Genomic DNA, 25597 nt, shown 5'->3' with positions numbered 1-25597 from the left:
CCCCGGCAGGCGTAAGACAAAAGGATTTTCCATGCAGCTCACGAGCGGCCGCGTCCTTGCGATCGGCTTCATGCTTTTCGCCCTTTTCTTTGGCGCCGGGAACCTGATTTTTCCCGCGGCGCTGGGGCAGAGCGCCGGGCTCAACGTCACGAGCGCGGTGGCGGGCTTCTGCGTGACCGGCGCGGGGCTGCCGCTCCTGGGGGTGGCGGCGATGGCCCGCTCGGGCTGCGGGACGCTGCAGGAGGCGGCCTCCCGCGTCCACCCTTTGTACGGGCTTTTCTTTACGGTGCTCGCCTATCTCGCGATCGGGCCCTGCTATGCGCTGCCCCGCGCGGGAACCGTCTCCTTTGAGATCGCGGTCCGGCCCTTCCTGGGCGGGATCGATCCCGCGCTGGCGCAGCCCGCGTTCCTCGCGGCGTTTTTCCTCGCCGCCTGGTGGTTCGCGGCTTCGCCCCGGAAGCTGGTCGACCGGATCGGCAAGGTGTTCACCCCGGCGCTGCTGGCCGGGCTCGCGGCTTTGCTGCTGCAGTCCTATCTCACTCCGCTGGGGCTGCCGACCGCGCCCGAGCCCGCCTACGCGACGCCCTTGAAGGCCGCCGGGCAGGGGCTGCTTGACGGCTACAACACGCTCGACGCCGTCGTCGCCTTCATCTACGCCGCCTTTGTCGTGCGCGTCGTGAAGGAAAGCGGCGCCGCAGGCCGAAAGGAGGTCGCCCGCTCGGTCTTCCGGGCCGGCCTGACCGCGGTGTGCTGCCTCGCGCTCGTCTATGTCTTCATCGCGAGGCTCGGGGCCGAGAGCGTCACGGCGATCGGGATGCAGGACACGGGCGCCCCGGTGCTCGCCGAAAGCGCGAAGCTGCTGCTCGGGCACACGGGTGCGGCGATCCTCTCGGTGATCATCCTGCTCGCCTGCCTGTCGACCGCGGTCGGGCTCATCACCTGCTGCGCGGGCTACGCGATCACGCTGCTGCCGCAGGTTCCCTACCGGGCCTGGGCCGCGGTTTTCGCGCTCGTCTCCTGCCTGATCGGGCTCCTGGGGCTTCGGGCGATCATCGCCGCGGCGATTCCGGTCCTTATGTTCATCTATCCGCTGGCCGTGGCGCTGGGCGTGCTGCTGCTCTTAAACGACTTCTTCGGCGGGCGGCGCTGCGTCTACGCCTGGACGATCGGCTGCACCTCGCTCATGGCCTTCGTCTACCTGCTTCGGGCGGCCGGAGCGCCTCTGGGGGGGCTTGAGAAGATTCTGAGCTCCGCGGTGCCGCTTTATGCCTGCGGGCTGGGGTGGCTGCCCTTTGCCGCGGCGGGTTTTGCGGCCGGGCTGGCCAGGAAGGAGGCGGTGCCGGAGAAAAGGGCCGCCTGAAAAAGAAGCGGGCGGGGAGCCGCTCTAGGCCAAAGAGTGGGCGGGAGAGGCCCGGAAAAAACAGAACTCCCGGCCGCCCATCAGGGCCGGGCCGCTGAAAAGCGCCCGCGCCGGTTGACCTATGAGCGCCCTGAGGGGAACCGTCCCGCGGCCCAGCAGGATGAGCGGCAGGGTCTATTGTCCCTCAGGCTTTTTCCGGGAGCCCTTCCATTTATCTCACCGGGGCAGGGTCCGGAGCCCGTCCGAAGGGGCGCGGGGGCCGCCGGAAGGTTCTTTCTTTTCACCCCGGGGCGAGGCGTGGAAGAAGGCGCGGTAGGCCTTGTAGAAATGGCTCGGGCTTTTGTAGCCCAGCATCCAGGCCACCTCGGAGACCGGCAGGGCGGTGCCCCGCAGCAGCGCCTCGGCCCGCTCCATGCGCTGCTCGAGCAGCAGCTCGGAGAAGGTTTTCCCGAATTCCTTCGGAATCAGGGCCGAGAGGTAGTTCGGGTGGTAGCCGAAGTGCCTCGCGAGCCCGGAGAGCGTGACCGTGTCGAGGTGCGAGCCGATGTAGAGCAGGATCTGCTCGGGGATCGGGTTGCCGCTGCGGCTGCGCACGGTCTTCTCGTATTCGCGGGCGATCTGCATGAGAAGGGCGAGCGTGAGAGACTGCAGGACCGACTGGGCGTTCTCCCGGCCCTCCGCGTACTCCACCATCATGAGCTCGAGCAGCCGCCTCACCGCGAAATCGTCCTCGAACCGAAGGTGAATGTACTCGTCGGAGTAGCGCCGCGTCTGCGGCTCGAGGAAAAAGCGGAAGAGCCGCCGGTTGGCCGAGAGCACGTGGAAATAGGTCCGGAAGAAAGGGATTTTCTGGATCAGGACGCCGGCGATCACGGTGTCGGTCTCGCTCCTGCTCTGGATCGCGTAGCCCGTGAAGGGCTGGCTGATGTAGCACTCGTTCTCGCGGATCGTGATCCGGTGGTCGAAGCGCTCGCTCAGCGCCTCGTACTGCCCGCGGAAGGCGAAGTTGAAGAAAAAGTAGTCCTGGCGGTGAAAGGCCTCGATGTATTCCCGCCCCTTGTAGATGCAGAGCATCACGTCCTCGTCGGCCCGCCCGGGCCAGAGCTGGATTTTCTCGCGGGGCAGCGCGAGCGGCGTTTTCGCGTAGCGCCAGGAAATGGCGCGGAACCGCTCGGAAAGCCGCTCGATCGCCTCCTCAACCCGTCTGTTTCTCATCGCTTCCTCCTTTTGCCGCCGCGGCGCAGAGAGCTGCCGCAGGGCCCTGCGCCCATTATACGGAATATGAGAAAATAACATACTTTTACTTAAGATTGGGCGCTGCGCGGAGGGGGCCCGAAAAATAGAATTTCACTCCGTCAGAAAACAAAACAGCGCTTGCTGGAGGAAAAAATCATGAGACAGTTTGTGTTTGACATGCCGACCCGCGTCCTCTTCGGTTCCGGGCAGCTTTCCAACCTGCACCGCGAGGCGCTTCCCGGCCGCAAGGCCCTTGTCGTCACCTCGAACGGCACCTCGGTGAAGAAGTTCGGCTACCTCGGCCGCGTGGAAAAGGAGCTTGACGAGGCGGGCGTCGCCCACGCCCTGTTTGACGAAGTGCGCGCCAACCCGTCTTCTAAGAACGTGATGGACGGGGCGGCCCGCGCGAAGGCCGAAGGCTGCGACTTCGTGGTGGCCCTGGGCGGGGGCTCCGTCATGGACTGCGCGAAGTGCATCGCCCTCATGATGACGAACCCGGGCGACATCTGGGATTATTCCTTGAGCGCGAAGGGCGGCAAGAAAGCCGCCCCTAACGCGGCCGCCCCGATCGTCTGCATCACGACCTCGGCTGGCACCGGCAGCGAGGTGGACATCGCCTCGGTGATCAGCAACGACGAGGCGGGCGAGAAGACCGGGATCTTCTTCCCCTCGATGTTCCCGAAGCTCTCCGTGGTCGACGCCGACCTCATGATGAGCGTGCCGCCGAAATTCACCGCCTACCAGGGCATGGACGCCTTCTTCCACGCCTCGGAAACCGTGATCAACCGCAACGTCCACCCGATGGCCGAGATGTTCGCCCTGAAGACGATCGAGTTCGTGGCGAAGTACCTCCCGGCCGCCTACCGGAACGGCTCCAACCGCGAGGCCCGCGAGTACATGGCTCTCGCGAACACCTTTGCGGGCTACTACATGATGTGCACGAGCGCGCACACGATGGAGCACTTGATGGGCAGCGCCCATGACAGCCTCGTGCACGGCGCGGGCCTCATCATGATCGCCCACAGCTACTACAGCTTCTTCGCCGAGAGGAAGGCGGCCGAGGAGCCGATGAAGAAGATGGCCCGCGCGATGGGGGTGGAGCACCCCGCCTCCAGCATGGACTTCATCCGGGCGCTGGACGACCTCATCGCCTCCCTCGACTGCTCGGATCTGAAGATGAGCGAGGCGGGCATCACCCGCGAGGAGCTGAAGGGCTTCCCGAAGAAGGTCCACGAAGTGCTGGGCGGCGACATCACGGCCGATCCCCTGCCGCTCTCTGACGCCGACTACCTCGCGATCTACGAGGCGGCCTACCGGTAATCCCCGGGGCCTGTGAAGCCTGCCGCGGCGCGGGCCGCCCTCTCCCCTGCGCAAAGGGGGCGGGCGGCCCGCCCGCATCTGTTTCTTTTTTAAAGGAGGCGCACTGCATCATGATGACTGAAGCTCAGAAGCTCGACGCGGGGCTTCCCTACAATTTCTGGGACCCGGAGGTCGACGCGAGGAAACTGCACGCCGTGCGGCTCTGCCGGGAGCTCAACGCGACGCCGATGGAGGACGGGGAGAAGCGCACGGCGCTGATCGGCCGGCTCTTCGGCGCGGTCGGGGCGCACCCCACGGTGCTGCCGACCTTCAGCTGCGACAACGGCCGGAACATCCGCGCGGGGGACAATTTCCTCGCGAACTACAACGTGACGATCCTCGACATCGCGCGGGTCGACATCGGCGACAACGTGATGATCGGGCCGGGCGTGCTGATCGCGACCGTGAACCACCCGCTCTCGCCCAAGGGCCGGCGCGCCCACCTGGGAATCGCAAGCCCCGTGCGAATCGGCAGCGACGTCTGGATCGGCGGCAACGCCGTGATTCTCCCCGGAGTCACGATCGGCAGCAACGTGGTGGTGGCCGCCGGCGCTGTCGTGACGAAAGACGTCCCCGACAACACGCTCGTGGGCGGCGTGCCGGCGCGTCCCCTTAAGACGCTCGTCAACGACCTCGGGGACTGAAGGCCCCGTTGGCCGCCCCGAGGGGGCTTTCAGGCCGCGCGGCCCCCGGGCTTTCGGATGAGGCAGTGCAGCCGCAGCAGCGGACCGCGCAGCATCTTCTCGGGCCGCAGGCCCGCCTCGCCGCAGAAGCGGCAGATCTCGATCCGCCTTAAGACCCTCACGTCGCCTTTCCCGAAGAGCCGCGCAAGCGGCAGCTCCACCCGGTTCACCCAGAAAAGCGCCGCCCCCTCGGCCGTGAAGTCCTCGATGATGAGCCTCCTGCCGGGCTTCAGGACCCGCGCGGCGCTCTTAAAGAAGCGGCCCGGGGAGGGGTAGTGGTGCGGGCTGTTCACGCAGATCACCGCGTCAAAGAGCCCGAGGCCCTGCGGCATGTCTTCGGCGTCGCCCAGGACGAAGCGGGTGCGGGGGAGGTTTTTCCTGCGGGCGGCTTCGAGCATCGCGGGGGTGAGGTCAAGCCCCGTGCACTCGATCCCGGGAAAGCGCCTGAGAAGGCGCTCAAGGAGCAGCCCTGTGCCGCAGCCGCAGTCAAGCAGCGTCCCGAAGGGCTCGCGCGCAAGCTCTTGGGCGGCCTGCGCGTAGCTCAGGCGGCAGATCCGGTAGACGCCCGCCCGCGTCGTGTCGAAGCGCCGGGCAGCGCGCGTGAACTCCGCAATCGATTTCGCCTTGTATTCGTCCTCGGTCATGGCGGCATCCCGCGTGGAAAAAGGGGGGGCAAAGAGAATCCTCGAGGCCTCATTTTAGCCGCAGACAGGAATGATCATCATTCCTGTTTGAAAGAGGCTGCGGAAAAGGCGCTTTTTCTCTCATGGATGAGGGAGGGGCCTCAGAGCCTGTCCTTCACGCGCTCGAGGAGCCCTTTTTCGGGCTGCGGCGGGGCCGCGCGCTCGCCGAAGTCCCCGAGGTTCGTTTTCCCGCGGTTTCTTCGGAAGTCCCAGGGCGGGGTGGGGTCCGCCTCCTTCCAGAGACCGCGCCGGGCCTTCCTCGCCTCGAGCTCGGCCTGCTGGTAGGGGGCGCGGTCCTCCGGGAACATGCTCTTCGCGTAGGCGCGGTAGAACCAGGCGTTCCCGGTCTTAAGCTGCGAGAGGTTCGCGTCCGTGCCGTCGACTAGCACCTTGCCCACGACCCGCCCGTACTGGTCGGTCGTGGAGACACGCACGGTCACGGTCTTGCCCATGACAAGCGACACGAGGTGCAGGTGAGAGGCCTGGCCGCCCGCCTGGTCGTGCTCCGGGGCGTCGATGCCGAGAAAGCGCACCCGGCGGGTGCCGCCTGCGGCCTCGATCGTGATCGTGTCGCCGTCGGCCACGCGCACCACCTTCCCCGTGAGGGTCTGCTGCTGCCCGCCGTCGCGGGAGGCGGGCGCGGGAGCCTTGGGCGCTGAGGCGGCGGCGCCGGGCCTGAGAACCCGCTCCGCGGCTTCGAGCCCCGCCTGGAGAGCCCCTTCGAGACGCTCGGCCGTGCTGCCTGAGAACTGGGTCCCGGCCGCGAAGCAGAGGACTGCGGCGAGGGCCGCGGCCGCAGCCTTCTTCAGTTTTCCGAGGGCCGGGGAGGAGGAAAGGCGCCTGCGGCCTGCGGGGCTGCGGCGGCGGGTGTTTCTGGAAGCGGGCAAGGCGGAGTTTTCCTTTTTTTTAAAAGGGGAGCCGGGGCTCAGCCAGGGCTCTGGCGGTCGGCGGAGGGCCGCGCCGGGGAGAAAGGCTAGAGTCTAATTCTTCCCCGGGGAGGGCGGGAAGGAAGCTGCTCTCTCACTGCAGCCGCGGCTCGATCCGCCCGGCTTCATGAAGCCCCGGGTTTTGCGCACGAAGCTTTTCTTTCCTTCTGCGGTCAGCCTGGTGCCGGTGCGCGGTGCGTCCGCCAGGCTCCTTCCCCAGGCGAATAAATCCGCAGGGAAGGGCGGGCAGACATTGCCGCGTCAGTTTTTCCCCGTGCGGCTCCCGCATTTTTCCGCCTTCACCTCTGGTGTTATACAGAAAGCATGCGGGCGCGGCGCGCGTGCAGGACTCTTTCCTGCTCCGGGGAGAAGCGGGCGATGAACGCGTCCAGCTCACGCAGAACCGAAGCCTTTTCCTCAGGAAGCCTCGCCTTGAGGTAAATGCTGCTCGCGGCTGACTCCGTGTCCACGACAATCGGGTTCCGCATTTCCGCGAGCAGCGTCCTGATCTCCTGCAGCCGCTCCTTTTCCGTGGCCTCCGAGAACTCTCCCCGCATCATCTGGCCGAACAGCTTTGTCCCGGGAAGAACAGACACATTGGTCAGGTACATGTAGTAGGGATGAATTTGATTGAAGACGGCAGCGCTCTTCCTGGCGCTTTCCTCGAGCCGGCCGGCTCCGGCCAGCCCGCCAAGGTAGATGATGCGAAACGGCAGGCCTGCCTGCTCGATCTTCTGGCATTCCCTGATGACATCCTCGGCGCGGTAGCCTTTGTTCACGGCTTTGAGCACATCGTCGTCGCCGGACTCAACGCCGATGAGGACATCGTCAATGCCATGCTCCCTGATTTCCCGGATATCCTCGACGCTCTTGCGAAAGAGGTCGTCGATGCGTGCGTAGGTGGAGACGCGGGCCTTCGGAAAATATTTTTTGAAGAGTCCCCCGAGCTGGACAAGCCTGCGGGTGGAAAGGCAGAAGGGATTGCCTCCGCTGGCCCAGATCCTGGTGGCGAAGGGAACGGCCCTGGAGGCTTCCTGAAGGTCCTTTTCCACCTGCTCGACGGGCGCTGCCCGGAACGGCGTGTCCTTGTAGAAATTGCAGAACGTGCAGCTGTTGTGCGTGCATCCGGCGGTCACTTCGATGAAAAGACTGTCCGCGTCGGTATAGGGACGGACAATGGGACCGTGAAATTTCATGGCATGCCTCTCGTTATATATACATAGTCAAAATTGTAGATTTATTAAAGCAAAGCAAAAGAAGGTGTTCCCTTCTCCGCTACAGCTCTTGCGCGACATACAGGGCGAATTTCCGGATGTTTTCTTCGTTCCGCCGGTAGTAGGTCCATTTCCCGAACCGGGCGGACTCCAGAAGTCCGGCGCTCTCCATCATTCCGAGATACTTGGAGATGACAGACTGGGAAAGTCCGGCGCGGTCGCAGATGCTGCCCACGCAGACCGAATTTTCAAAACTGTCGCCCTCAGGGATGTGAAGCCCCTGCGGAGGGAAGTTCTTTTCCGGCTCCCTGAGCCATTTCAGGATATCGAGCCGGGTCCCGTTGGCAAGCGCCTTGAATATGTCGATTTCGTTCATAAGGTAAATATATCTATTTTTATGAATATGTCAATATGACCTGCATAAAAATTTCCCTTTCCGCCGCTCCCGCCTGCGGTTTTCTCCGGCCCGGAAAAGACCGATGGAAATGAAGGGAAAACATCCGCCTCCTCTTTTGGGGCCTTCCATCCCCGGCCTTTTTCTACGCAGATTCTCTTAGCTCCGATGCGTGATGGGCGCCCGGAGGCCATTTCTTACAATGATTTACAAGCCCTCGCGCACCGGGCCGCCCTTTTGCAATGGGTGAGGCCGCCCCTTCCCGGGGCTTTCCGCGAGCGCGCTTTCCGCCTTCGACTCCGGGGCGGAGCCGCCGGGCCACAAGAAAAGCAACATCCCCCAGCAGCGAAAAGCCGGAAGATATTCTTTTTCCTGGGAGAATCCCGTGGATCAAGCCACTCAGATCGTGCAGGGCATCAACAGCCTGCTCTGGGGCATCTACTGCCTCATCCCGCTCCTTGTCGGAACGGGCATTTACTTCACCTTCAAGCTTCGGTTCGTCCAGGTGCGCCGCTTCGGCCGCGCCGTCCGCCAGGTCTTCGGCTCCTTCAGCCTCTTTGGCAGCAAGGCGGGCAAGGAGGGCATGTCCTCCTTCCAGTCGCTCGCCACTGCGATCGCCGCTCAGATCGGCACCGGCAACCTCGCCGGCGTCGCCACCGCCATTGCGATGGGCGGCCCGGGCGCCATCTTCTGGATGTGGCTCGCCGCCTTCTTCGGCATGGCCACCATCTTTTCCGAGGCGGTGCTCGCGCAGCTCTTCCGCAACCGCGACGCCTCGGGGCACGTGACCGGAGGGCCCGCCTACTACATCCGCTACGGCCTCGGCAGCAAGACGCTTGCCGCCTTCTTCTCGGTGGCGATCATCATCGCGCTCGGCTTCATCGGCAACATGGTGCAGGCCAATTCGATTGCCGACGCCTTCAAGACCGCCTTCAACATCCCGACCTGGGCGACCGGCATCGCGGTGTTCATGCTCGCGGGCTTCATCTTCATCGGCGGCATCCGCCGCATCGCCTCGGTCACCGAGAAGATGGTTCCCCTCATGGCGATCGTCTACATCATCGGCTCGGTCACCGTGATCTTCGGCCACTGGGACATGATCGCGAAGGCCTTTGAGATGATCTTCGTCGGGGCCTTCAACCCGAGCGCCGCCACCGGCGGCGTGATCGGCGCGACCGTGAAGGAGGCGGTCCGCTACGGCGTCGCCCGCGGACTCTTCTCCAACGAGGCCGGCATGGGCTCCACCCCGCACGCGCACGCCGTGGCCCGGGTGAAGCACCCGGTGCAGCAGGGCTTCGCCGCGATCGTGGGGCTTTTCATCGACACCTTCGTCGTGCTCAACATGACCGCGTTCGTGATTCTCTGCACGGGCGCAATCGACGGCACGACCACCGGCATCGCGCTCACCCAGAAGGCCTTCAGCACGGGGCTGGGCGAGATCGGCAACGGCTTTGTGGCGGTGTGCCTGCTCTTTTTCGCCTTCTCCACCATCGTGGGCTGGTACTTCTTTGCCGAGCAGAACGTGAAGTACCTCTTCGGCCAGAGGCTCGTGCCCGTCTACCGCGTGATCGTGCTCGCGTTCCTCATGCTGGGCTCGTTCCTGCAGGTGACGCTCGTCTGGGAGCTTGCCGACCTCTTCAACGGCCTCATGGTGATCCCGAACCTCATCGCCCTGATCGGCCTCTCGAAGCTGGTCGGCAAGGCGCTTGACGACTACGAGAACAACTACTCGATGGGCCTCACCCCGGTCTACGGGGAGCTCGCCGAGCATCCCGTGAAGTTCGTGCCCGAACCCGAGCAGCGGCTGCACGGCCAGAAAAAGCGCCGCCGCTTCGCGGGACTGCGCCGCGTACCCCGCCCGGAGGAGGGCGCCTCCGAAGAGGCCCGCCCGGCTGAGACGGCCGCGTCCGAAAAGTCCGAGCCGAAGGCGTAAATAAGGAAAGCTGCCCTGAAGAACGGGCGGCTCAGAGAAAAAAAGGCCGGCGCGCTTTTCCCGGAAGAGAAAGGCGCGCCGGTTTCTTTTTTCCGCTTTTTTGGGGGGCGGTCTCCCCGGGTCTAGCGCTTCAGGCTGAAGCGCACCGGCACCCGGATTTTCACGGGCCTTCTGGGCGCGCCCCACTGCGGGGCGGCCTTCTCGACCGCGCTTTGCGCCGCCCGGTCGAGGATCGCGCGGCCCGAGCTCCCGATGACCCGCAGCGACTGGATCCTGCCGTCGGAGGAGACCGAGAACTCCATCATCGCAACGCCCTGCCAGCCGTTTTCCGCGGCCCTCGGGGGGTAGCGGAGCGAAGAGCGGATCGCGGCGAGGACCGCTGCGAGGAACGGGTCCTTTGACTCGCCGTAGACGAGGGTCTCGGGCCCGGACTGCGGGGCGGCCTGGGCAGCGGTGCTGCCGCTGCCAGAGCCAGTTCTGGCGCCTGATGCGCCGCGGCGGGGCTCTCCGGAAGAAGCGGCCGCGGCGCCTCCTTCGCGGGCTCCCGGCTCGGGGGCGCCCTGAGACTCGGACGCGCGGGGCGCGGGAGCGGCTGGCGCGGTGGCTGCGGGCCGGGGCGCCGGGGCTGGAGCGGGAGCTGGGACCGGAGCCGGGACCGGGGCGGATCTGGGTCTGGGCTCAGGTGCGGGAGTCGGAGCGGGGGCAGGGGCCGGAACGGGAGCCGGGGGCTGCCGCGTGTTTTTCTTCGGGGCGCTTTGCGGCGCCTTCCCGGCCGGCGCAGCCGCGGGCTCGGGCCGGGCGGGGCCGGTGGAGGGGGCGGCCGGCGCCCCCGCGCCTCCCATCTGCGCGAACGACAGCGTCACGGACTGTGGAGCGGCCGCCTCGTGCCGCAGCAAACCAGAGTGCGCCGCGCCCCAGAGCGCGGCCGCGATCGCCGCATAGACCGCGCAGGCCGAGCCGAAGGAGCGCTTGATCCGGCGCCCGCGGTCAGGATCCGGATTTGCGGGCAGTGGCGATGGTGAAGTTCTCATGGTGGTGCTTCTTCAAAAGATCGACGAGCGAGACGAAATTCTCGAATTTCGCGTCCCGGTCCACGCTGAGCGTCACGTGGTCCGCGTCGGTGAGGCCGGAGATGAGCCGCTCAAGCTCCGAAGGGGAGGCCTCGGCCCCGTCGATGAAGACCTTCCCCGCGGCGTTCACCTGCAGCTTCATTTCCCGGGGCGGCGTTTTCGGCGCCGGGGCGGCCGTCTCGGCCTCCGGGAGGTTGATCGCGATCTCCCCCTTCGCGATGAAGGTGGAGATCGAGAGCACCATCGCGAGCAGCACCAGCATGATGTCGATGAAGGGGACGATGTTGAGGGGCTCCTTCTTCGGAATTTCGATCATGACGCCGCCTCCTGCCTCTTCCAGCGGGTGGAGAGGACGTTCACCTTCCGCTGCAGCGCGTTGTAGGCGATGAGGGTCGGGATCGCGACCGCCAGGCCCAGCGCGGTCGCCTTCAGCGCGAGCGAGAGCCCCGTCATGATGCCGCCCGCGTCGATGTTCCCGGAGGAGCCCATGTCGTAGAACGTGATCATGATCCCGGAGACGGTGCCCAGCAGTCCGATGTAGGGGGCGTTCGAGTAGATGATGTAGAGCGTCGTGAGGTTGTTGGTGAGCGCCTCGTCCCAGGAGTCCTGGCTCGCGTATCGGGCGGGGTCGGCCTTCTTCAGGAACAGGAGCCGCTCGATCGTGATCCACAGGGCGAGGAAGCCCATGAATCCGAGGATCGCGAAAATCAGGATGTCGACAGTCTGCTTGAAAAGTTCCATTTGAATTTCTCTTGTGTCTGCGCCCGTTTTCCGGGCGCTTCAGGGGCCCCGGCCTTGGGTTGAAAGGGAGGGGCGTGCCGGCATTTTATGCCGATAGGAATAATTATCATTCATATCCACAAACGGTGCCACCGGAAAATTATTACATAATAATAAAATTTTAATTATTTATTTATAAATGAATAATTGAAAAAATCATTGATTTAAAGACGATGAAAGTAAAAAAATGTACGTGAAAACGATAATAATGATTCAATTGAGAATAATTATCAATAAATGTATATTTCCGCCCGGAAGAAAAGAAAACAGTGCCGCTTTTGAGTCAGGCCTGCGGGCTTTGCTCCGTCAACGGCGGGCGGCGGGCCGCCCCGCCGGGAGAAAAAGCGCAGGATGCCGGAACCGGCCGCATTCAAGGGAAAAACAGAAAATGCCATTTCGCTTCAGCAGGGTCGCCGCGGCCGCGGCGCTCGCCCTCGGATTCATGCAGGCCGAGGCCGTCGCCGCCGAGGCGCAGCTCGAGACGGTCGAGGTGACCGGCGTGAGCCGCAGCACCACGACCGAGAATTCCGACTCGTACACGAGCTCGGCCATGCGCACCACCACCGGGCTCGCGCTCTCGCAGAAGGAGACGCCCCAGTCGGTGAGCGTCATCACCAAAAAGCAGCTCGACGACCAGAACATCACCACGATGGAGGACGCGCTTCGCACCACGACCGGCGTGAACGTGCTGCCGGACTCCGGTCGCTGGCGCTACCAGTCGCGCGGCTTCTACATCGACCAGATCGAGGAGGACGGCATCGCCTCCACGGTTCCGGGCTCCTCCACCAACCCCTACAACGATCCCCAGAGCATGTCGGACCTCGGGATCTACGACCACATCGAGGTGGTCCGCGGCCCCACCGGCCTCACGCAGGCCAACGGCGAGCCGGGCGGCACGATCAACGCGGTGAGGAAGCGCCCGACCTCCGACTTCCAGGCGCAGGCCTCGCTCTCCTACGGCAGCTGGGCCTCGCACCGCGTGATGGCCGACATCTCCGGGCCGCTCAACAAGGCGAAAACCTTCCGCGGACGCGTCGTGGCCGTGCAGAACAAGCAGGGCTCCTGGAAGGATGACGTCGACGAGCACCGCGGCACCCTCTACGCCGTCTTCGAGGCGGACTTAAACGACAGCACGAAGCTCACCCTGGGCGGGCTCTACCAGGACGAGAGCTACGTGCCGGATCCCTGGGGCGTCCCGATGGGGCCCGGCAGCTCCGACGCGCACCTGCCCCGCCACACGTTCTTCGGCGCGAGCTGGAACTAGACCGTGCTCAGGAAGAGGAGCGTCTTCACCGAGCTCGAGCACTACTTCAACGATGACTGGAAGGTGACCGGGAAGTTCAGCTACACGAGCAACTCGGTCATGACGCGGATGGGCGGCGCCTCGAGCACGAGCACCGTGCTCTCGCCCTCGAGCCCGAACATCGCGGGACACATCAGCGACCGCTTCGACAACGGCGGCTATCAGATCGCGGGGAGCGTGAACCTCACCGGCAAGTACCATCTCTTCGGGCGCAGCCACGACCTCTTCGGCACGCTCTCGCTCTCCAAGGAGCACATGAGCTCAACCGAGGGCTACTACGACGCGAGCGATGCGTTCTACAACGGCTACACCTTCAGGCCCTGGATGATCGCGCAGCCCGACTGGGAGAGCCCCTACTGGAGGGCGAACTACAGGAACAGCTTCTTCCAGCGCGCGCTGCAGCTGGGCACCCGCTACAACTTCACCGACAAGTGGCACCTGATCGCGGGCGGCCGCTACACGAACTTCACCCACTACAACCTCGCCGACGAGCACAACCTGCGCCGCAGCCGCTCCTGGCTCACCTCGACCAAGACCCACCGCGGCAAGGTCGTCCCGTATCTGGGCCTCACCTGGGACGTGATGCCCGAGAGCTCGCTCTACGCAAGCTACACCGAGATCTTCAAGCCCCAAAGCTACAGGGACGAGAACCACCGCACGCTCGACCCGGTGACCGGGACGAACTACGAGGCGGGCCTCAAGCAGACCTGGTTTGACCGGCGGCTGAACACCTCGGTCGCGCTTTTCCGCATCACGCAGAAGAACCGCCCGATCTACGACTCGGACGTGAACGCCTACCACGCCGAAGGACTCGTGCGCAGCCGCGGCGTCGACTTCGAGATCTCGGGCGAGGTCCTGAAGGACTGGAACGTCTTCCTCGGCTACACCTTCAACAAGAGCGAGTACCGCGAAACCGAGGGCCGGCGCTACCAGAAGGGCGGGAACTTCAGCCTGCACACCCCGAAGCACATGTTCCGGCTCTACACGAGCTACAGGCTTCCGGGCGCCGCCCACGCCTGGACCCTGGGCGGGGGCGTCTCCGCTCAGACCAACACGAGCAGCCTCTACGGCGTGAAGAGGGGCGGCTACGCGATCTACAACGCGAACGTGCAGTACGACCTGAACAAGCACTGCAGGGTGAGCCTGATCGGCAGCAACCTCACCGACCGGAAGTACTACTACAACCAGCGCGTGAGCACGAGCGGCATGAACAACTACTACGGCGAGCCGCGCAGCCTCTGGCTCAAGGTGGACCTGAAGTACTGACGATCCTTTTTCCTTCGCGGAAGGGGCGGAGGGCGCCCGGGGTTTTGCCATGGATCCCCGGACGCCCTCCTGCCTTTTCCTCCCTTTCCTTTCCGCCCTTGATTTCCTGAGGCCGCCATGAAAACGCTTCGGTATTTCTTCCGTCTCGCCGCCCCGTACTGGGGGAGCCCCTCGCGCTGGTACGCCTGGGCGGCGCTTGCCGCCGTGGTGGGCTTTGCCATGGGCATCATCGAGGTGGGGGCGAAGATCGCCCGCTGGAACAAGGCCTTCTACGACGCGCTCGCAAATTACAACGCCGAGGCTGTTCCGGGCCTCATCGCCCAGTACCTCCTTTACATCGCCGTCATCGTGTTCTTCGTGGTGACCGGGAACTGGATCCGCAAGAAGCTGCTCTTTGACTGGCGCACCTTCCTCACCCGCGACTTCGAGCGGCGGTGGCTCTCGGGGCACCGCCACTACCTGCTGCGCTTCGGCGGCAAGGTCGACAACCCCGACCAGCGCATCGCCGAGGACGCGCTGCAGCTCGCCGACCAGACGATCAATCTGGTGAAGTACTTCCTGATGAACCTCTTCAAGCTCTTCACCTTCGTGGCGATCCTCTGGGAGATGTCGGGCATGCTGGAGTTCACGCTCGCGGGCCGGTCCTTCGCGGTGACGGGCTATCTGGTCTGGATCGCCCTGGTCTGGTCGGCCTTCTGCACGCTGCTCACGCACCTCGTGGGCCGGCACCTGCAGAGCCTTTACGTCGAGCAGCAGCACCGCGAGGCTGATTTCCGCGCGGTGCTGCTCGGGGTGCGCGAAAACGCCGAGCAGATCGCGAGCTTGGGCGGCGAGCGTGCCGAGTTCGGCCGCATGGGCCGCAGCTTCCTCGCGATCGCGAAAAACTGGAAGGCGCTCATCGCGCGCGAGCTGCGGCTCGAGTGCTTCACGGCCTCGTACCTGCGCATCACGATGTTCATCCCGATCATCGCGGTGCTGCCGCTTTACCTCGCCCGCACCATGACCTTCGGCGACATGATGCAGGCGCGCTCGGCCTTCATGAACGTCCAGGACGGCTTCGGCTGGTTCATGGACTACTACAAGCGGATCATGGCCTGGGCCGCGGTGGTGCAGCGTCTCGGGCGCTTCGAGGAGGCGCTCGGGGCGGTGAGGCTGCCGCGCTCGGGAGGCGGGCAGGGCGCCGCCCCGGGCGACGCGCTCGACGTCCGCGGCCTGGTGCTCGAGACCCCGCAGGGCCGCGTGCTCTCAAGCCCGCTTTCGATGCGCGTCCCGCAGGGCGCCTGGTGGATGCTCTCAGGACCCAGCGGCACGGGGAAGTCGACGCTGCTGCGGACGCTGTCCGGGCTCTGGCCGTCTTTCAGCGGCAGCTTCGCCCTGGGGCCCGGTGAGGCGCTTTTCGTGCCGCAGAAGCCCTACCTGCCGCACGACACGCTGCGCGCCGTGCTGCTGTACCCGAAAAGCGGCGGCGCGGACGACGGGCGGCTGCGGGCGGCGCTTCGGACCGTGGGGCTCGGGCGGCTCTCCGATTCGCTGGACCTGGAGCTCGACTGGGGCTCGGTGCTCTCGGGCGGCGAGCAGCAGCGCGTCGCCGCGGCCCGGATTCTCCTCATGAAGCCCCGGATCCTCTTCATCGACGAGATGACGAATCAGCTGGACGAAGCCTCCGCGCGGGAGATCCTCAGTCTCCTCAAAAAGAACCTCCCGGGCTGCAGCGTGATCGCGGTCACCCACCAGAAGGAGCTCTCGGACCTCTTCGAGGGGCGCGTCCCCTGGCGGCCCGTCCCCGCCTGAGGGCCGGTGGGGCCCGCGGGAGCGCAAATTTGTCCTTCTCGCGGAAAGCCGGGGAAAGGGGCATCATTAAGCCCACGACCTTTTTCTTTCCACTCGGGCGGCGGGCGATGGCGCAGGACAGCGACTCTCAGTTCCATACTTTCTACAGCAACAGCTACGAGGCGCTGCGCGACCTGCTCGCGCGGCTCACGGACTCGGAGTGGCATCAGGGCCTGAAGGGCGCGGGGCCCTCGGCCCCCGCCCCGGGCTTTTTCCGCCGCATCCCGGTGATCGTGCCCTCGCGCGCGGTCGAGGCCGACCTCACGCACTATTTCGCGGACCGCTCGCGCCGCGGGGTCGCCTCCTTTGCCGCCTTCGAGCTGATCGGCGACTGGTTTTCGCCCGTGAGCGGGACCCCGCTCGGGCGCAGCTCCCGCGCGAACGAGCTCGAGTGGCTGATCTGGGAGCGCCTGCGCGATGAGGCCTTCCTCGCCGAGCCCGAGTGCGCGGGGCTCCTCTCGTACCTCAGCCCCGGCGGGGCCGGCGCCCGCAGGCCCGATTCGGACCCCGCGCGCTATGAGCTCGCGCTTCGGATCGCGGCGGCCTTCACCAAGTACTCGACGTACCGCTTCGACTGGATCGAGCGCTGGAGCGGGAAAAGCCTCCGCCCGGCTCCGACCGAGCGCGCGAAGCGCGAGGAGGAGGGCTTTAAGGAGGCCGCTCCGGTGCTGGGCTGGCAGAGGTCCCTCTGGCAGTGGCTTGCCGCCGCCCCAGAAGAGGGCGGAGGGGCCCGCTGGAGGGGGATGGACGATCTCGTGCGGCTCGCGCGGATGATGGACGACCCCCTGTCCGCGGACCTTCCGGACCCGGGGCTGCCGCTGCACATCTTCGCGCCCACGGGGCTGCCGCCCCTGGTGCTGCCCTTCCTTTACGCCAAGAGCCTCCGGGACCCGGTCTACCTCTACCTCCTCAACCCCTCGCCCGAGTACTGGTTCGATCCCGCGGACCTGCGGCCCCTGCGGGGGGAGGAGCCGCAGCAGGAGGCGGGGAGCGCGGCCTCTCCCGCCGCCCCGCGCTGCGCCTGGCTCCTGCGGAACGCCCTTCAGACCCGGGCGCTCGTCGACCGCGTCTGGCGGCTCACCACCGCCGAGGCGCCCGAGGAGGCGGGCGAGGACCCGGAAGGCCCTCCGCCGCAGGAGCGCCCCGGCGCGAAGGACTTCCGCTGGGACCCGGCCCGGCCTCTGCAGGACCTCGTGGTTTCGGTCGAGGACCCGGAGACCACGGTGAGGGTCGACCTCGCGGCGCTCTCCGGCCGCGGGGGCCCGGAGAGCCCGGAAAAGAGGACGCTGCTTGACGCGGTGCACGAGGCTGTGTTCAGAAACAACGGGGACTTCCTCACCGACGGGTCGCTCGCCCCCGCCGAGGCTGCGGCCTACAGGGAGCCGGAAAAGGGGCTCCCTTCAGTGCGGATCGCCGCGGCCTCGTCCCTAAAGCGCGAGGTCGAGGCCCTGGCCGACTGGATCTACGCGCTTCGCGAGCGCGGCGTGAAGGCCTCCGAGATCCTCGTTGCCACCCCCGACATCAGCGCGGCCGCGCCTGTGATCGACTCGGTCTTCTCGGCCCTGCCCGAGCGGATCGACTACGCGGTCTCGGGCCGCTCGGTGCTCGAGAGCTCGAGCGCGGCCGAGGCCTTCGGAGAGCTCTGCGGCTTCCTCTACGGCCGGGGCGCGGCCGAGGCTTTCTACGCGCTCGCGTCGGCGCCGCTCATCTCCCGGCTCTGGGGCTTTTCGGGCGAGGACCAGCAGCTGCTTCGCGCCTGGCTCTCCCGGGCGGGCTACCGCTACGGCATTTCTGAGAGCCACGTCGCGCGTCTCCTTCAGGCCGGGCTCGCGGTGGACGAGGGCGAGGGCTCGAGGGCCGAGGGGACGCTGGCGCGGGCGGCCGAGCGCCTTGCGCTGGGCTTTGCGGCCGATGCGGCGAAGGGCGGCGAAGGCTTCTGGGAGGACGTGCGGCCCGTCCAGGGCTCGGAGCGCGCCTGGGAGACGCCCGCGGCCCGGCCCGCGCTCTTTAAGAAGCTGCTGCTTCTCTCCGAGGCGCTCGACCGGGCGCAGGCGCGGATTTTCGACACCGAGTCTCAGGGCGGCTCGCCGGAGCTCTGGGAGGAGGCGCTCCTTCAGACCGAAGAGGAACTGTTCCCGGAAAAGGGGGGCTGGTGGAGCTCGCCCGAGACCGAGGAGCTTAAGCGCGAAATTTCGGGCATCTGCCGCACGGCTTCGAGGGCGCTCTCCGGCGCCGGCGGCGAGGCCGCCTCCGTGCCCTTTGCGGTGCTGCGCCGCGCTTTCAAAAGCCGCATGGAGACCGCCTCGCGCGCGGCCCGGCCCGACGGGCGGGTCGTCTTCACCTCGATGGAGGAGATGCGCGGCATACCTTTTCGCGCGATTGCGGCGCTGGGCCTTGACTCCGACTCGGGGTTCCCCGGCACGCCGAAGCTCGACGAGTTCGACCTCATGGGCTTTGAAAAGCTCAAACGCCGGGGCGACCGCGACAGCCGCCGCGACAACAGGAACGTGTTCTTCGACCTCGTGATAGCCGCGCGTGACTATTTCGCGGTCTTTTATAAAGAGGGGGAGAACCGGGAGAAGCGCCTGCCGCCCTCGGAGGTGGTGACGGACTTCGACCTCTTTCTCGAGGAGCTCAACAAGGCGCGGGGCGGGCAGCAGCCTTTCTGGAGGTTCTCCGTCCCCCAGACCGCCTATTCGCCGCGCTGCTTTACCCGCGGGGCGCTCGAGCGCTGCGAGGCGGGGTCGCTCTCGGAAGCATTCGCGGCCCTGAAGGCGAGGCGCGACGGCACCGCGCCCGCCCCCGGGCCCTTTGCCGACCGGCCGACGCCGCTCGCGCCCGCGGAATTCAAGCGCCGGGAGCTGCCGCTTTCCACCCTCTGCGCCTACCTCTACGACCCGGAGCGCGAGGCCTCGCGGTTCGCGGGATTCGACGTGGCGGGCGTCCGCCGGGATCCGAAGCCCGAGCTTGAGTTCAGCGACAAAAATTACCTTCTTGACCGGGCTTTCAGGCGCGAGGCGCGCGATTCGCTCGAGGAAGGCGTGGACCGGGAGCGGTTCCTGCGGGTTCGAATGCTCGACCCCCTCTTTGGCGCGAAGCCCGTGCGCAGCTGGCAGCTGAAGGAAAAGGTGGATGAGGTCTTCGGTTTCCTCGAGGACGCGCAGATGCAGGTGCAGGGGCGCGTGGAGCAGATCACGCCGCCGCTTTCGCTCGCGCTCCCCGCAGGCTCCGGGGGGCTTCGCGGGAGCTGGACCCTCACCGCCGGGCCGCAGAAGCTCTACTGCGGCGAATCGGGCAAGCCCGAGGCGTTCTGCGCGGCCTTAAGCGGCAGGGAGGAGTTTTCCGCGCGGATGCTCGCCCTGTTCCTGAACGCGCAGGATGAGCCTGCTGCGCTCACGCTGGTCACGATGCCGAAGAAAAAAGACGGCGGCCGCTCCCAGAAAAAGAGCGAAACTGCCGCGGCTGCGGCAAAGGAAAGGCTTTCAGTTCCAGTGCAGGAGGCCCGGGAGGTGCTTTGCGCGCTCACGGCCCTCTTTGAAGCGGCGGCATCCGAAGGCCGGGTGCTCAAGTCGCCCTATACGGACTCGGCCTTTTTCAGGTCGGAGGAGGCGAGGGGAAGGGCCCTCGCCGATGCGGGCAGGGCGCTCAAGGATGAGCTTTCGGCCTTTTTAAGGGCAGGCGGAGGACCCGGCGCGGTGCTGCGGCTCGCGCAGGACATGCTCGGGATGATTCGGGGCGGCAGCGCCGGAGAGACTCAGGGAGGGGCCGGGAAATGACCCAGGGCAACAGGGAGTTTGACTGCCGCGAGAGCAGGCTCGACCGGGTGAACTTCATCGAGGCCTCGGCCGGGACCGGGAAAACCTACACGCTGCAGCGGCTCGTGCTGAGGCTTCTCGTGGAAAAGGCGATGCCGCTCGACGAGATCCTCATCGTCACCTTCACCCGGGCCGCGACCGGGGAGCTCAAGGAGCGGCTGCGCGCGATTCTGACCGAAGCCCTGGCCGTGCTCGAGCCTGACGGGAGCGGGGGCTTTGCGCCCGCGGGGAAATCCTCCGGGGAGCCCGCGGATTCCAGCCTTCTGCAGCTCTACGAGAAATGGCGCGGGGAGGATGGCATCGGCTTCGGGCGGGCCCGGGGCCGGATCGCGGCCGCGCTCGAGAATTTCGACGAGGCCGCGGTCTACACGATCCACAGCTTCTGCCAGAAGATGCTCCAGTCCTTTGCCTTTTCCGGCGGCACGGCCTTCGAGACGACCCTGGACGAAGACCCGTCGATCACGGCCCGCGTGATCGAGGATTTCAAGCGCAGCCGGCTTGCGGGCGAGGCCCTCAAGGGCTCCCCGCAGGCGCAGCAGGAGCTCATCGGGTTTGACGGCGCGGAGCTGCTCAGGCAGCTGCAGCAGCACCCGGGAAGTCAGGCAGGCCTGGCATTTCCGGACGCGAGCCCGGGGCTGCGGGCGACGCTTTCCGAGTTTGCGGACCAGGTCCCCGGGCTCGTGCGGGAGGCGAAGCGCCGCGAGGGCGTCATGTCCTTTGACGACATCCTGCAGGACATGCTGCGGTCGGCCGAATCAAGCGCGGCCTTCCGGGGCACGGTGAGGCGGCAGTTCAGGGCGGTCCTGGTCGACGAGTTCCAGGACACCGACGAGATCCAGTACGCCGTTTTCAAGAAGCTCTTTCTCGACCCGGAAGACAAGGACGCGCTGGCCGTGTTCGTGGGCGACCCGAAGCAGTCGATCTACCGCTTCCGCGGGGCCCAGATCGAGGTCTACCTCGGGGCGCGCGACGAGGCCGCGCGCGGGGGCAGCGCCCCCTGGAGCCTCGGGACGAACTACCGGAGCACGCCTCCCGCGGTCGACGCCGTGAACGTCCTTTTTTCGACCCCGGAGAAGAAATCCCGTTTTTCCGAAGGAATCGGCTATTTACCCGTGAAAAGCAGCGCCTCGAGGCTGCCGCTCTTCAGGAAAAATCCCGAAAGCGGCAGGCTCGAGCCCGTGCGTGCCTTCGAGCTTTGGACCGGGCGCTGGGAGGCGCCCGCCGCCTGGAAGGACGGGGACGGCGCGGGAAGGCTGCTCAATGCGGATCTGGCGCGCCAGGCGGAAGGGCGCGCCATTGCCTCCGACATCGCCTCCCTGCTGTCCTCCGAGACCTATGTGGGCGCGAGGCTGGCCGATCCACGCCTCACGCTTGAACAGGCCCGCCTGAGGCCGGGCGACATCGCGGTCCTCGTGCGCAGCCACTCGAACTCCGCCGATCTCGAGCGGGAGCTTTCCGAGCGGGGGATCGGGACCCTGCACGTGACCCGCGACGACGTCTATCTCACGCCCGAGGCGCAGGACATCCTCGCCGTGATGCGGGCCGTGAGCGACCCGGTCGACCGCGCGGTGGTCAACGCCGCGCGGGCCACCCCGGTCTGCGGCCGGAAGCTCTCGGAGCTCGCCGCACCCGAGCCCGGGGCGGGAGAGGAAAGGCAGGAAGAGGAAAAGCGGATCGAGGACCTCTATCTCGAGGACCTGGAGCGCTTCCGCAACGCCCGGGCCCGCTGCGATCGCTACGGATTCGCCGCGGCCTTTTCCTACCTCTTCACCGCCTTCGGCACGGTGGGCCGGGCGCTTGCCTCGCCCGGGGGCGAGCGCAGCCTCACGAACTGGGGCCAGGTGGTCGAGCTCCTGCACGCGCAGTACGAGCGCGTGAAGAGCCTGCCCTCCCTCGTGCAGGAATTCGAGCGGACGCTGGACGATCTGAAGCCGAAAAGCGCGAATCCGTACTCTCAGGAGAAAAAGATTCCTCCCGACGAGCGGCAGCTGCGGGTGGAAAGCGACGACTCCCTGGTCCGGGTCGAAACCGTCTTCGGCTCGAAGGGGCTCGAGTACCCGGTCGTCTACCTAGCAGGCGCCTTTTCCTACAGGGAGGGGAGTAAACAGAATCCGCTCCTCGTGCGCGGCGCAGAAGGCGGCTGGGAATACCTGCTCAAGCCCCGCGACGGCGGCCGCAAGGCCGAGACGATCCGGGAGATCCGCGAGGAGCTCGTGCGGATCGCCTATGTCGGGGCGACCCGGGGCTCGGCCCGCGTGGTTCTGCCGCTGCCCGTGGTCTACAGGGCGGTGAGGGGGGTGTTTCACTTCGCCAAACCCCGTTCCGTCTGGACCGACCTGCTCAAGGCGGATCCGCTGCCGCAGCCGGAGCCCGGCAGCCCCGGGAGCCGGAAGAAAAAGGGGAAGGCCCGCCCCGACGCCACGGAGGAGGACGCACTGCTGGCTGAAGCGATGACGCGCGGCCTCGAGCTCTTCCAGTCCCGCCTTCAGAACGAATCCACGTTCGCGAACGATCCCGGGGTGCGCGCCGGGATGGCGCAGGCGCTGAGAAAAGGAAAGACCGGGGACGACCCCCGATCGGCGCTTCTTGAAGAGGCGGCGGAAAGCCTCGAGCGCTGCCCGCAGGGCGAGCCGCTCGCCGCGGTGCTCTGCCCGAAGGAGCCGGCCGCCCCGGCGCCGGCCGCCCGGGCCTCCTCCCCCGTCGGGAAGCCTTCCGATCCGGAGGACACCCTCGCGGGAGTCCAGGCCGCGGGGCCTCTTTTCCGCCCCTGGAGGAGCTCGAGCTACTCGAGCATCGCGCGGGGGTTTGAACTGTCGCTGCCGGGCCCTGCCGACGAGCGCGAGCCCGACGAATCCTATGAGGAGGAGCCCGAAGGGGAGGAAGAGCCGTCCGGCCCCGATCCCCTCCATAATCCCGCCTTCCTCTCAGGCGGCAAGGACACGGGCGACGCGGTCCACAACCTTCTGGAGGCCGGGATCCGCGCGGGGCTGCACAGAAGCCCCGGGTTCCTCGAGTCGGGAAGGGGCTTCCGCAGGGTTTTCGAGGCGACGAAAGGGGCTTCGCTCCTTGCCCGCAAGGTCAGGCGCGGGGAGGGTGCGGAGTCTGACCCGAAGAAGGACCGCGAGGACGCGGTTTCGTGGCTCTCGGACCGCATCCGCGGCGTCTTTTCGACGCCGCTCTGGGCCGGGCCCGGAGCCCTCAGGATCGCCGACGTGCCGGAAGGCTGCGCGGCCCCGGAGCTGCCCTTCGCCCTCACGGTGGGGGAGGGCGTCACGGCCGAGGGCTTTGCGCGGAAGATTCTCGAGCTCAACCGGAAAGTGCCGGCCGAGGCGCGGCTGCCGCTTGCGGACCTCGAGCCCTCGGCGGCGAGGACGCAGCTTCGGGGCTATCTCGAAGGCCGCATCGATCTGCTCGTGCAGGACGCCTCGGGGCGCTTCTGGCTGGCCGACTGGAAGACGGATCAGCCGGGCGACCGGAGCTCGCGCTCCTACGTCAGGCGGGAGATGCTGGAGGTCATGCTCGAGGCGAAGTACGGCTGGCAGGCGCTTTTCTATCTCACGGCGCTCTCCCGGATGATTTCCGAGGCCTGGGGGCTTGAGCCGGAAAAGGCGGTTAAAAGGATCGGCGGCATGGCCTACGTGTTCGTGAGGGGGTTCTCGGCCGCAGCGCCCGCCCCGGAGCCGGCCGCGGTGGTGCTCAGGCCCGACCCCCGGCTCATCCTTGAATCGGGCAGGCTGCTGGGCGGAGAAAGGACGAAATGACGGCGACGGACAAGATCGAGGAAACCAGTGAGGAGCGCTTCGAGCGCGAGGCGTGGCGGGCTTTGGGCCGCGCGCTGCTGCGGCCGCTCGAGCGCACGGGGGAGCTCCGGCCGGGAACGCCTGAGGCGCTCGAGGCCGTGATGGACGGGTTCGCGGCGATGGAGTCCGACCCCCAGACAAGCGGCGGCGTGTGCCTGCCCGTGGATTCGCTCGAGAAGGCCGCGGCGGCCAGGCAGCTGTCCGACTCGGGCCTCGCGCGCCCGATGGCGCAGGCCTCGGGGGAGGGTGGCCTCCTTTCTCCCCTGGTCTGGGATGAGGCGGGCGAAAGGCTGTACCTCGAAAGGCGCTTTTCCGAGGAGAAGCGGCTCGCGGATGCGGTCGCCTCGTTTGCCCGCGGGAAAAAGAGCCCGCTCGACGATGAGATGCGGCGGGCGGCCGAGGCCTTCATCGAGAGCGACCGCCAAAGCGGCCGCGACGACCCGGACCACGACCGGGCGGTGAAAGGCGCCCTTCGAAACCGGCTCACGGTCATCACCGGAGGCCCCGGCACGGGAAAGACCACGGTGGTGGTGAGGATCATCGCCTGCCTCCTCGCGAAAAATCCCGGCCTTGTCATCGCGGGGGCCGCGCCGACCGGCAAGGCCGCCTCGAACCTCGCCGGCTCGATCCTCGAGGCTCTGCCCTGGATGGAAAAGGGCGGCGGGGAGCTCGAGCGGCTCGCGGGCCTCGTGCGGGGCGCGGGCATCCGCTGCCAGACCCTGCACCGCTGGCTCTCCGAACAGCGCCGGATCGATGCCGACGTCCTCGTGGTCGACGAATGCTCGATGATGGACATCGACCTCGCCTCGAGGCTCTTTGACGCCCTCGACCCCGCCCGCACGCGGGTGCTGCTCCTGGGCGACAAGGACCAGCTCGCGGCCGTGGGCCCGGGCTCCGTCTTTGCAGATCTCTCGGACAAGGCGGGACCTCTTGCTCCCTGCATCTTCGGGTTCACGAAAAACCACCGCTTCGGCGATGACTCGAGGCTCTACCGGCTCGCCCGGGCGATCACTCCCAGGTCAGGCGAGGTCGACGAAAAGGCGGTCTTCGACGTCCTCGAAGCCCCAAACCAGGCGGGCGACAATGCGATCGACTGGGAGAAAACTTCCGGCCGGGCCTCGGGCGGCGTTTCGCGGGGGCTTCAGGCGTGGCTCAGGGACGCCTACGGCTTTCTCCTGCATCAGGGAAAAAATGGATCGCTGCTCCCTCTGGCCGGGGACGCCGAAGGCGTTGACAGGCTCTGGGCTCAGGCCGACAGCGTGCGGGTGCTCTCTTCGGTGCACGTCGGGGAAAACGGCACGGACGCCGTGAATGCCTTCATGGAAAAGGGCGTCCGGAAGGCTTCGGGCGCGGAGCCCGAAGCTATCCATTACCCGGGCAGGCTCATCATCGTGACCAAGAACAGCCGCGCGCTCGGGCTCTCGAACGGCGACACCGCGGTGGAGCTCCAGAACGGGGAAAAAGGTCTGGTCGCCTGGTTCGGGGCGCTGGGGCTTGCGCTTCCCGTGGCGCTGCTGCCGCAGCATGAAAGCGCCTTCGCGATCACGATCCACAAGAGCCAGGGTTCGGCCTACCACAATCTCGCGGTCTGCCTGCCGGAAGGGGGCGGGGAGAAGATCGGGTCTCGCGAGCTCCTTTACACAGCCGTGACGAGGCTCGCCGACCGGGGGGCCGACAAGGGAAGGCTCACGCTCTTTGCGGGCCGGGGCGCGGTCGCGGCTGCGGTCGGGCGGCGGGTGATGCGCTCGGGCGGGCTGTCGGACCGGCTGAAAGCAGCGCTGGAAGCCGGGGAGGAACGGAATTCGTAAGGATGCAGCAAGAGGCATCAGGCGGAAGAAGCATTCCGCTAATCCCCGGCATCCCTCAGTGCCAGCGCTATCTCTGCGTTGTTCGTCGGGGAGGAAAGTGTTTCCTCATTCGCGCCCAGCATGAGGTGCCTGTAGTA

At 66.6% G+C, this 25597-nt stretch carries 18 protein-coding genes; 10 read left to right on the top strand and 8 right to left on the bottom strand.

Going from position 1 to position 25597, the window contains the following annotated elements; all coding sequences use genetic code 11:
- Positions 1-31: 31 nt before the first annotated feature.
- The gene (brnQ, locus tag MUN46_RS09120) at positions 32-1360 is read left to right on the top strand and encodes a branched-chain amino acid transport system II carrier protein (protein WP_243377235.1); all 1329 of its coding nucleotides are present in this window, start codon (positions 32-34) and stop codon (positions 1358-1360) included.
- A 216-nt stretch (positions 1361-1576) separates the two neighbouring features.
- Here the strand turns inward: brnQ and MUN46_RS09115 are convergent, their stop codons facing one another.
- Entirely contained in the window at positions 1577-2575 is a 999-nt protein-coding gene (locus MUN46_RS09115; RefSeq protein ID WP_243377234.1) for a helix-turn-helix transcriptional regulator, read from the bottom strand.
- A 177-nt stretch (positions 2576-2752) separates the two neighbouring features.
- On the opposite strand from MUN46_RS09115, the gene MUN46_RS09110 reads away from it, so the two are divergent.
- Positions 2753-3916, top strand: coding sequence for an iron-containing alcohol dehydrogenase (locus MUN46_RS09110; RefSeq protein ID WP_243377233.1), 1164 nt, complete (start codon positions 2753-2755; stop codon positions 3914-3916).
- A gap of 110 nt (positions 3917-4026) precedes the next feature.
- Entirely contained in the window at positions 4027-4599 is a 573-nt protein-coding gene (locus MUN46_RS09105) for a sugar O-acetyltransferase (RefSeq protein WP_243377232.1), read from the top strand.
- 29 nt (positions 4600-4628) lie between these two features.
- Here the strand turns inward: MUN46_RS09105 and MUN46_RS09100 are convergent, their stop codons facing one another.
- The 4 genes from MUN46_RS09100 to MUN46_RS09085 all read right to left on the bottom strand — a co-directional run bounded on the left by MUN46_RS09100 (position 4629) and on the right by MUN46_RS09085 (position 7837).
- Positions 4629-5282 carry a class I SAM-dependent methyltransferase gene (locus MUN46_RS09100; protein WP_243377231.1) on the bottom strand — a complete coding sequence of 218 codons (654 nt, stop codon included), beginning with the start codon at positions 5280-5282 and terminating at the stop codon, positions 4629-4631.
- A gap of 140 nt (positions 5283-5422) precedes the next feature.
- A complete protein-coding gene (locus MUN46_RS09095; RefSeq protein WP_243377230.1) occupies positions 5423-6208 on the bottom strand; it encodes a thermonuclease family protein in 786 nt (261 codons plus the stop codon).
- Positions 6209-6558: 350 nt separating this feature from the next.
- A complete protein-coding gene (locus MUN46_RS09090; protein WP_243377229.1) occupies positions 6559-7443 on the bottom strand; it encodes a radical SAM protein in 885 nt (294 codons plus the stop codon).
- 79 nt (positions 7444-7522) lie between these two features.
- Entirely contained in the window at positions 7523-7837 is a 315-nt protein-coding gene (locus tag MUN46_RS09085) for an ArsR/SmtB family transcription factor (protein WP_243377228.1), read from the bottom strand.
- Between the two features lie 403 nt (positions 7838-8240).
- Here MUN46_RS09085 and MUN46_RS09080 point away from each other — a divergent pair, with 403 nt between their 5' ends.
- Positions 8241-9788, top strand: coding sequence for an alanine/glycine:cation symporter family protein (locus tag MUN46_RS09080; protein ID WP_243377227.1), 1548 nt, complete (start codon positions 8241-8243; stop codon positions 9786-9788).
- A 122-nt stretch (positions 9789-9910) separates the two neighbouring features.
- Here MUN46_RS09080 and MUN46_RS09075 read toward each other — a convergent pair whose 3' ends face one another.
- Genes MUN46_RS09075 through exbB form a run of 3 tightly spaced genes read right to left on the bottom strand, consistent with a single transcriptional unit; the run spans position 9911 to position 11599 of the window.
- A complete protein-coding gene (locus MUN46_RS09075) occupies positions 9911-10819 on the bottom strand; it encodes an energy transducer TonB (protein ID WP_243377226.1) in 909 nt (302 codons plus the stop codon).
- Positions 10776-11174 (bottom strand): TonB system transport protein ExbD, encoded by a 399-nt coding sequence (gene exbD / locus MUN46_RS09070; RefSeq protein WP_243377225.1) that lies wholly within the window; start codon positions 11172-11174, stop codon positions 10776-10778. The genes MUN46_RS09075 and exbD overlap by 44 nt, the downstream gene beginning before the upstream one ends.
- On the bottom strand, positions 11171-11599 hold the full coding sequence (gene exbB / locus MUN46_RS09065; protein ID WP_243377224.1) for a TonB-system energizer ExbB: 429 nt from the start codon (positions 11597-11599) through the stop codon (positions 11171-11173). The genes exbD and exbB overlap by 4 nt, the downstream gene beginning before the upstream one ends.
- A gap of 427 nt (positions 11600-12026) precedes the next feature.
- Here exbB and MUN46_RS09060 point away from each other — a divergent pair, with 427 nt between their 5' ends.
- From MUN46_RS09060 to MUN46_RS09035, 6 genes are all read left to right on the top strand, one after another.
- Positions 12027-12902, top strand: coding sequence for a TonB-dependent siderophore receptor (locus MUN46_RS09060; RefSeq protein WP_243377223.1), 876 nt, complete (start codon positions 12027-12029; stop codon positions 12900-12902).
- A gap of 3 nt (positions 12903-12905) precedes the next feature.
- Positions 12906-14207 carry a TonB-dependent siderophore receptor gene (locus MUN46_RS09055; RefSeq protein ID WP_243377222.1) on the top strand — a complete coding sequence of 434 codons (1302 nt, stop codon included), beginning with the start codon at positions 12906-12908 and terminating at the stop codon, positions 14205-14207.
- Positions 14208-14324: 117 nt separating this feature from the next.
- Positions 14325-15998, top strand: a complete 1674-nt coding sequence (locus MUN46_RS09050; protein WP_243377221.1) for an ABC transporter ATP-binding protein/permease — start codon at positions 14325-14327, stop codon at positions 15996-15998.
- A 107-nt stretch (positions 15999-16105) separates the two neighbouring features.
- Complete coding sequence (locus tag MUN46_RS09045; protein WP_243377220.1) at positions 16106-19813, top strand: exodeoxyribonuclease V subunit gamma; 3708 nt, start codon at positions 16106-16108, stop codon at positions 19811-19813.
- Positions 19810-23613 (top strand): UvrD-helicase domain-containing protein, encoded by a 3804-nt coding sequence (locus MUN46_RS09040; RefSeq protein ID WP_243377219.1) that lies wholly within the window; start codon positions 19810-19812, stop codon positions 23611-23613. Before MUN46_RS09045 ends, MUN46_RS09040 begins: the two co-directional genes overlap by 4 nt.
- Entirely contained in the window at positions 23610-25460 is a 1851-nt protein-coding gene (locus MUN46_RS09035) for an AAA family ATPase (protein WP_243377218.1), read from the top strand. Before MUN46_RS09040 ends, MUN46_RS09035 begins: the two co-directional genes overlap by 4 nt.
- Positions 25461-25597 lie beyond the last annotated feature (137 nt).

Source organism: Mesosutterella faecium (genome assembly GCF_022809315.2).
GTDB classification, from domain to species: domain Bacteria; phylum Pseudomonadota; class Gammaproteobacteria; order Burkholderiales; family Burkholderiaceae_F; genus Mesosutterella; species Mesosutterella faecium.
The sequence above is the reverse complement of the archived record's forward strand: the minus strand, read 5'-3'. Positions and strand labels throughout refer to the sequence as shown.

Bases quoted from the DNA above. Each gene is read 5' to 3' on its own strand.
- MUN46_RS09050 (WP_243377221.1), top strand. From the start codon at position 14,325: ATGAAAACGCTTCGGTATTTCTTCCGTCTCGCCGCCCCGTACTGGGGG.
- MUN46_RS09060 (WP_243377223.1), top strand. From the start codon at position 12,027: ATGCCATTTCGCTTCAGCAGGGTCGCCGCGGCCGCGGCGCTCGCCCTC.
- MUN46_RS09085 (WP_243377228.1), bottom strand. From the start codon at position 7,837: ATGAACGAAATCGACATATTCAAGGCGCTTGCCAACGGGACCCGGCTC.
- exbB (WP_243377224.1), bottom strand. From the start codon at position 11,599: ATGGAACTTTTCAAGCAGACTGTCGACATCCTGATTTTCGCGATCCTC.
- MUN46_RS09035 (WP_243377218.1), top strand. From the start codon at position 23,610: ATGACGGCGACGGACAAGATCGAGGAAACCAGTGAGGAGCGCTTCGAG.
- MUN46_RS09040 (WP_243377219.1), top strand. From the start codon at position 19,810: ATGACCCAGGGCAACAGGGAGTTTGACTGCCGCGAGAGCAGGCTCGAC.
- exbD (WP_243377225.1), bottom strand. From the start codon at position 11,174: ATGATCGAAATTCCGAAGAAGGAGCCCCTCAACATCGTCCCCTTCATC.
- brnQ (WP_243377235.1), top strand. From the start codon at position 32: ATGCAGCTCACGAGCGGCCGCGTCCTTGCGATCGGCTTCATGCTTTTC.
- MUN46_RS09090 (WP_243377229.1), bottom strand. From the start codon at position 7,443: ATGAAATTTCACGGTCCCATTGTCCGTCCCTATACCGACGCGGACAGT.
- MUN46_RS09115 (WP_243377234.1), bottom strand. From the start codon at position 2,575: ATGAGAAACAGACGGGTTGAGGAGGCGATCGAGCGGCTTTCCGAGCGG.
- MUN46_RS09075 (WP_243377226.1), bottom strand. From the start codon at position 10,819: ATGAGAACTTCACCATCGCCACTGCCCGCAAATCCGGATCCTGACCGC.
- MUN46_RS09105 (WP_243377232.1), top strand. From the start codon at position 4,027: ATGATGACTGAAGCTCAGAAGCTCGACGCGGGGCTTCCCTACAATTTC.
- MUN46_RS09110 (WP_243377233.1), top strand. From the start codon at position 2,753: ATGAGACAGTTTGTGTTTGACATGCCGACCCGCGTCCTCTTCGGTTCC.
- MUN46_RS09045 (WP_243377220.1), top strand. From the start codon at position 16,106: ATGGCGCAGGACAGCGACTCTCAGTTCCATACTTTCTACAGCAACAGC.
- MUN46_RS09100 (WP_243377231.1), bottom strand. From the start codon at position 5,282: ATGACCGAGGACGAATACAAGGCGAAATCGATTGCGGAGTTCACGCGC.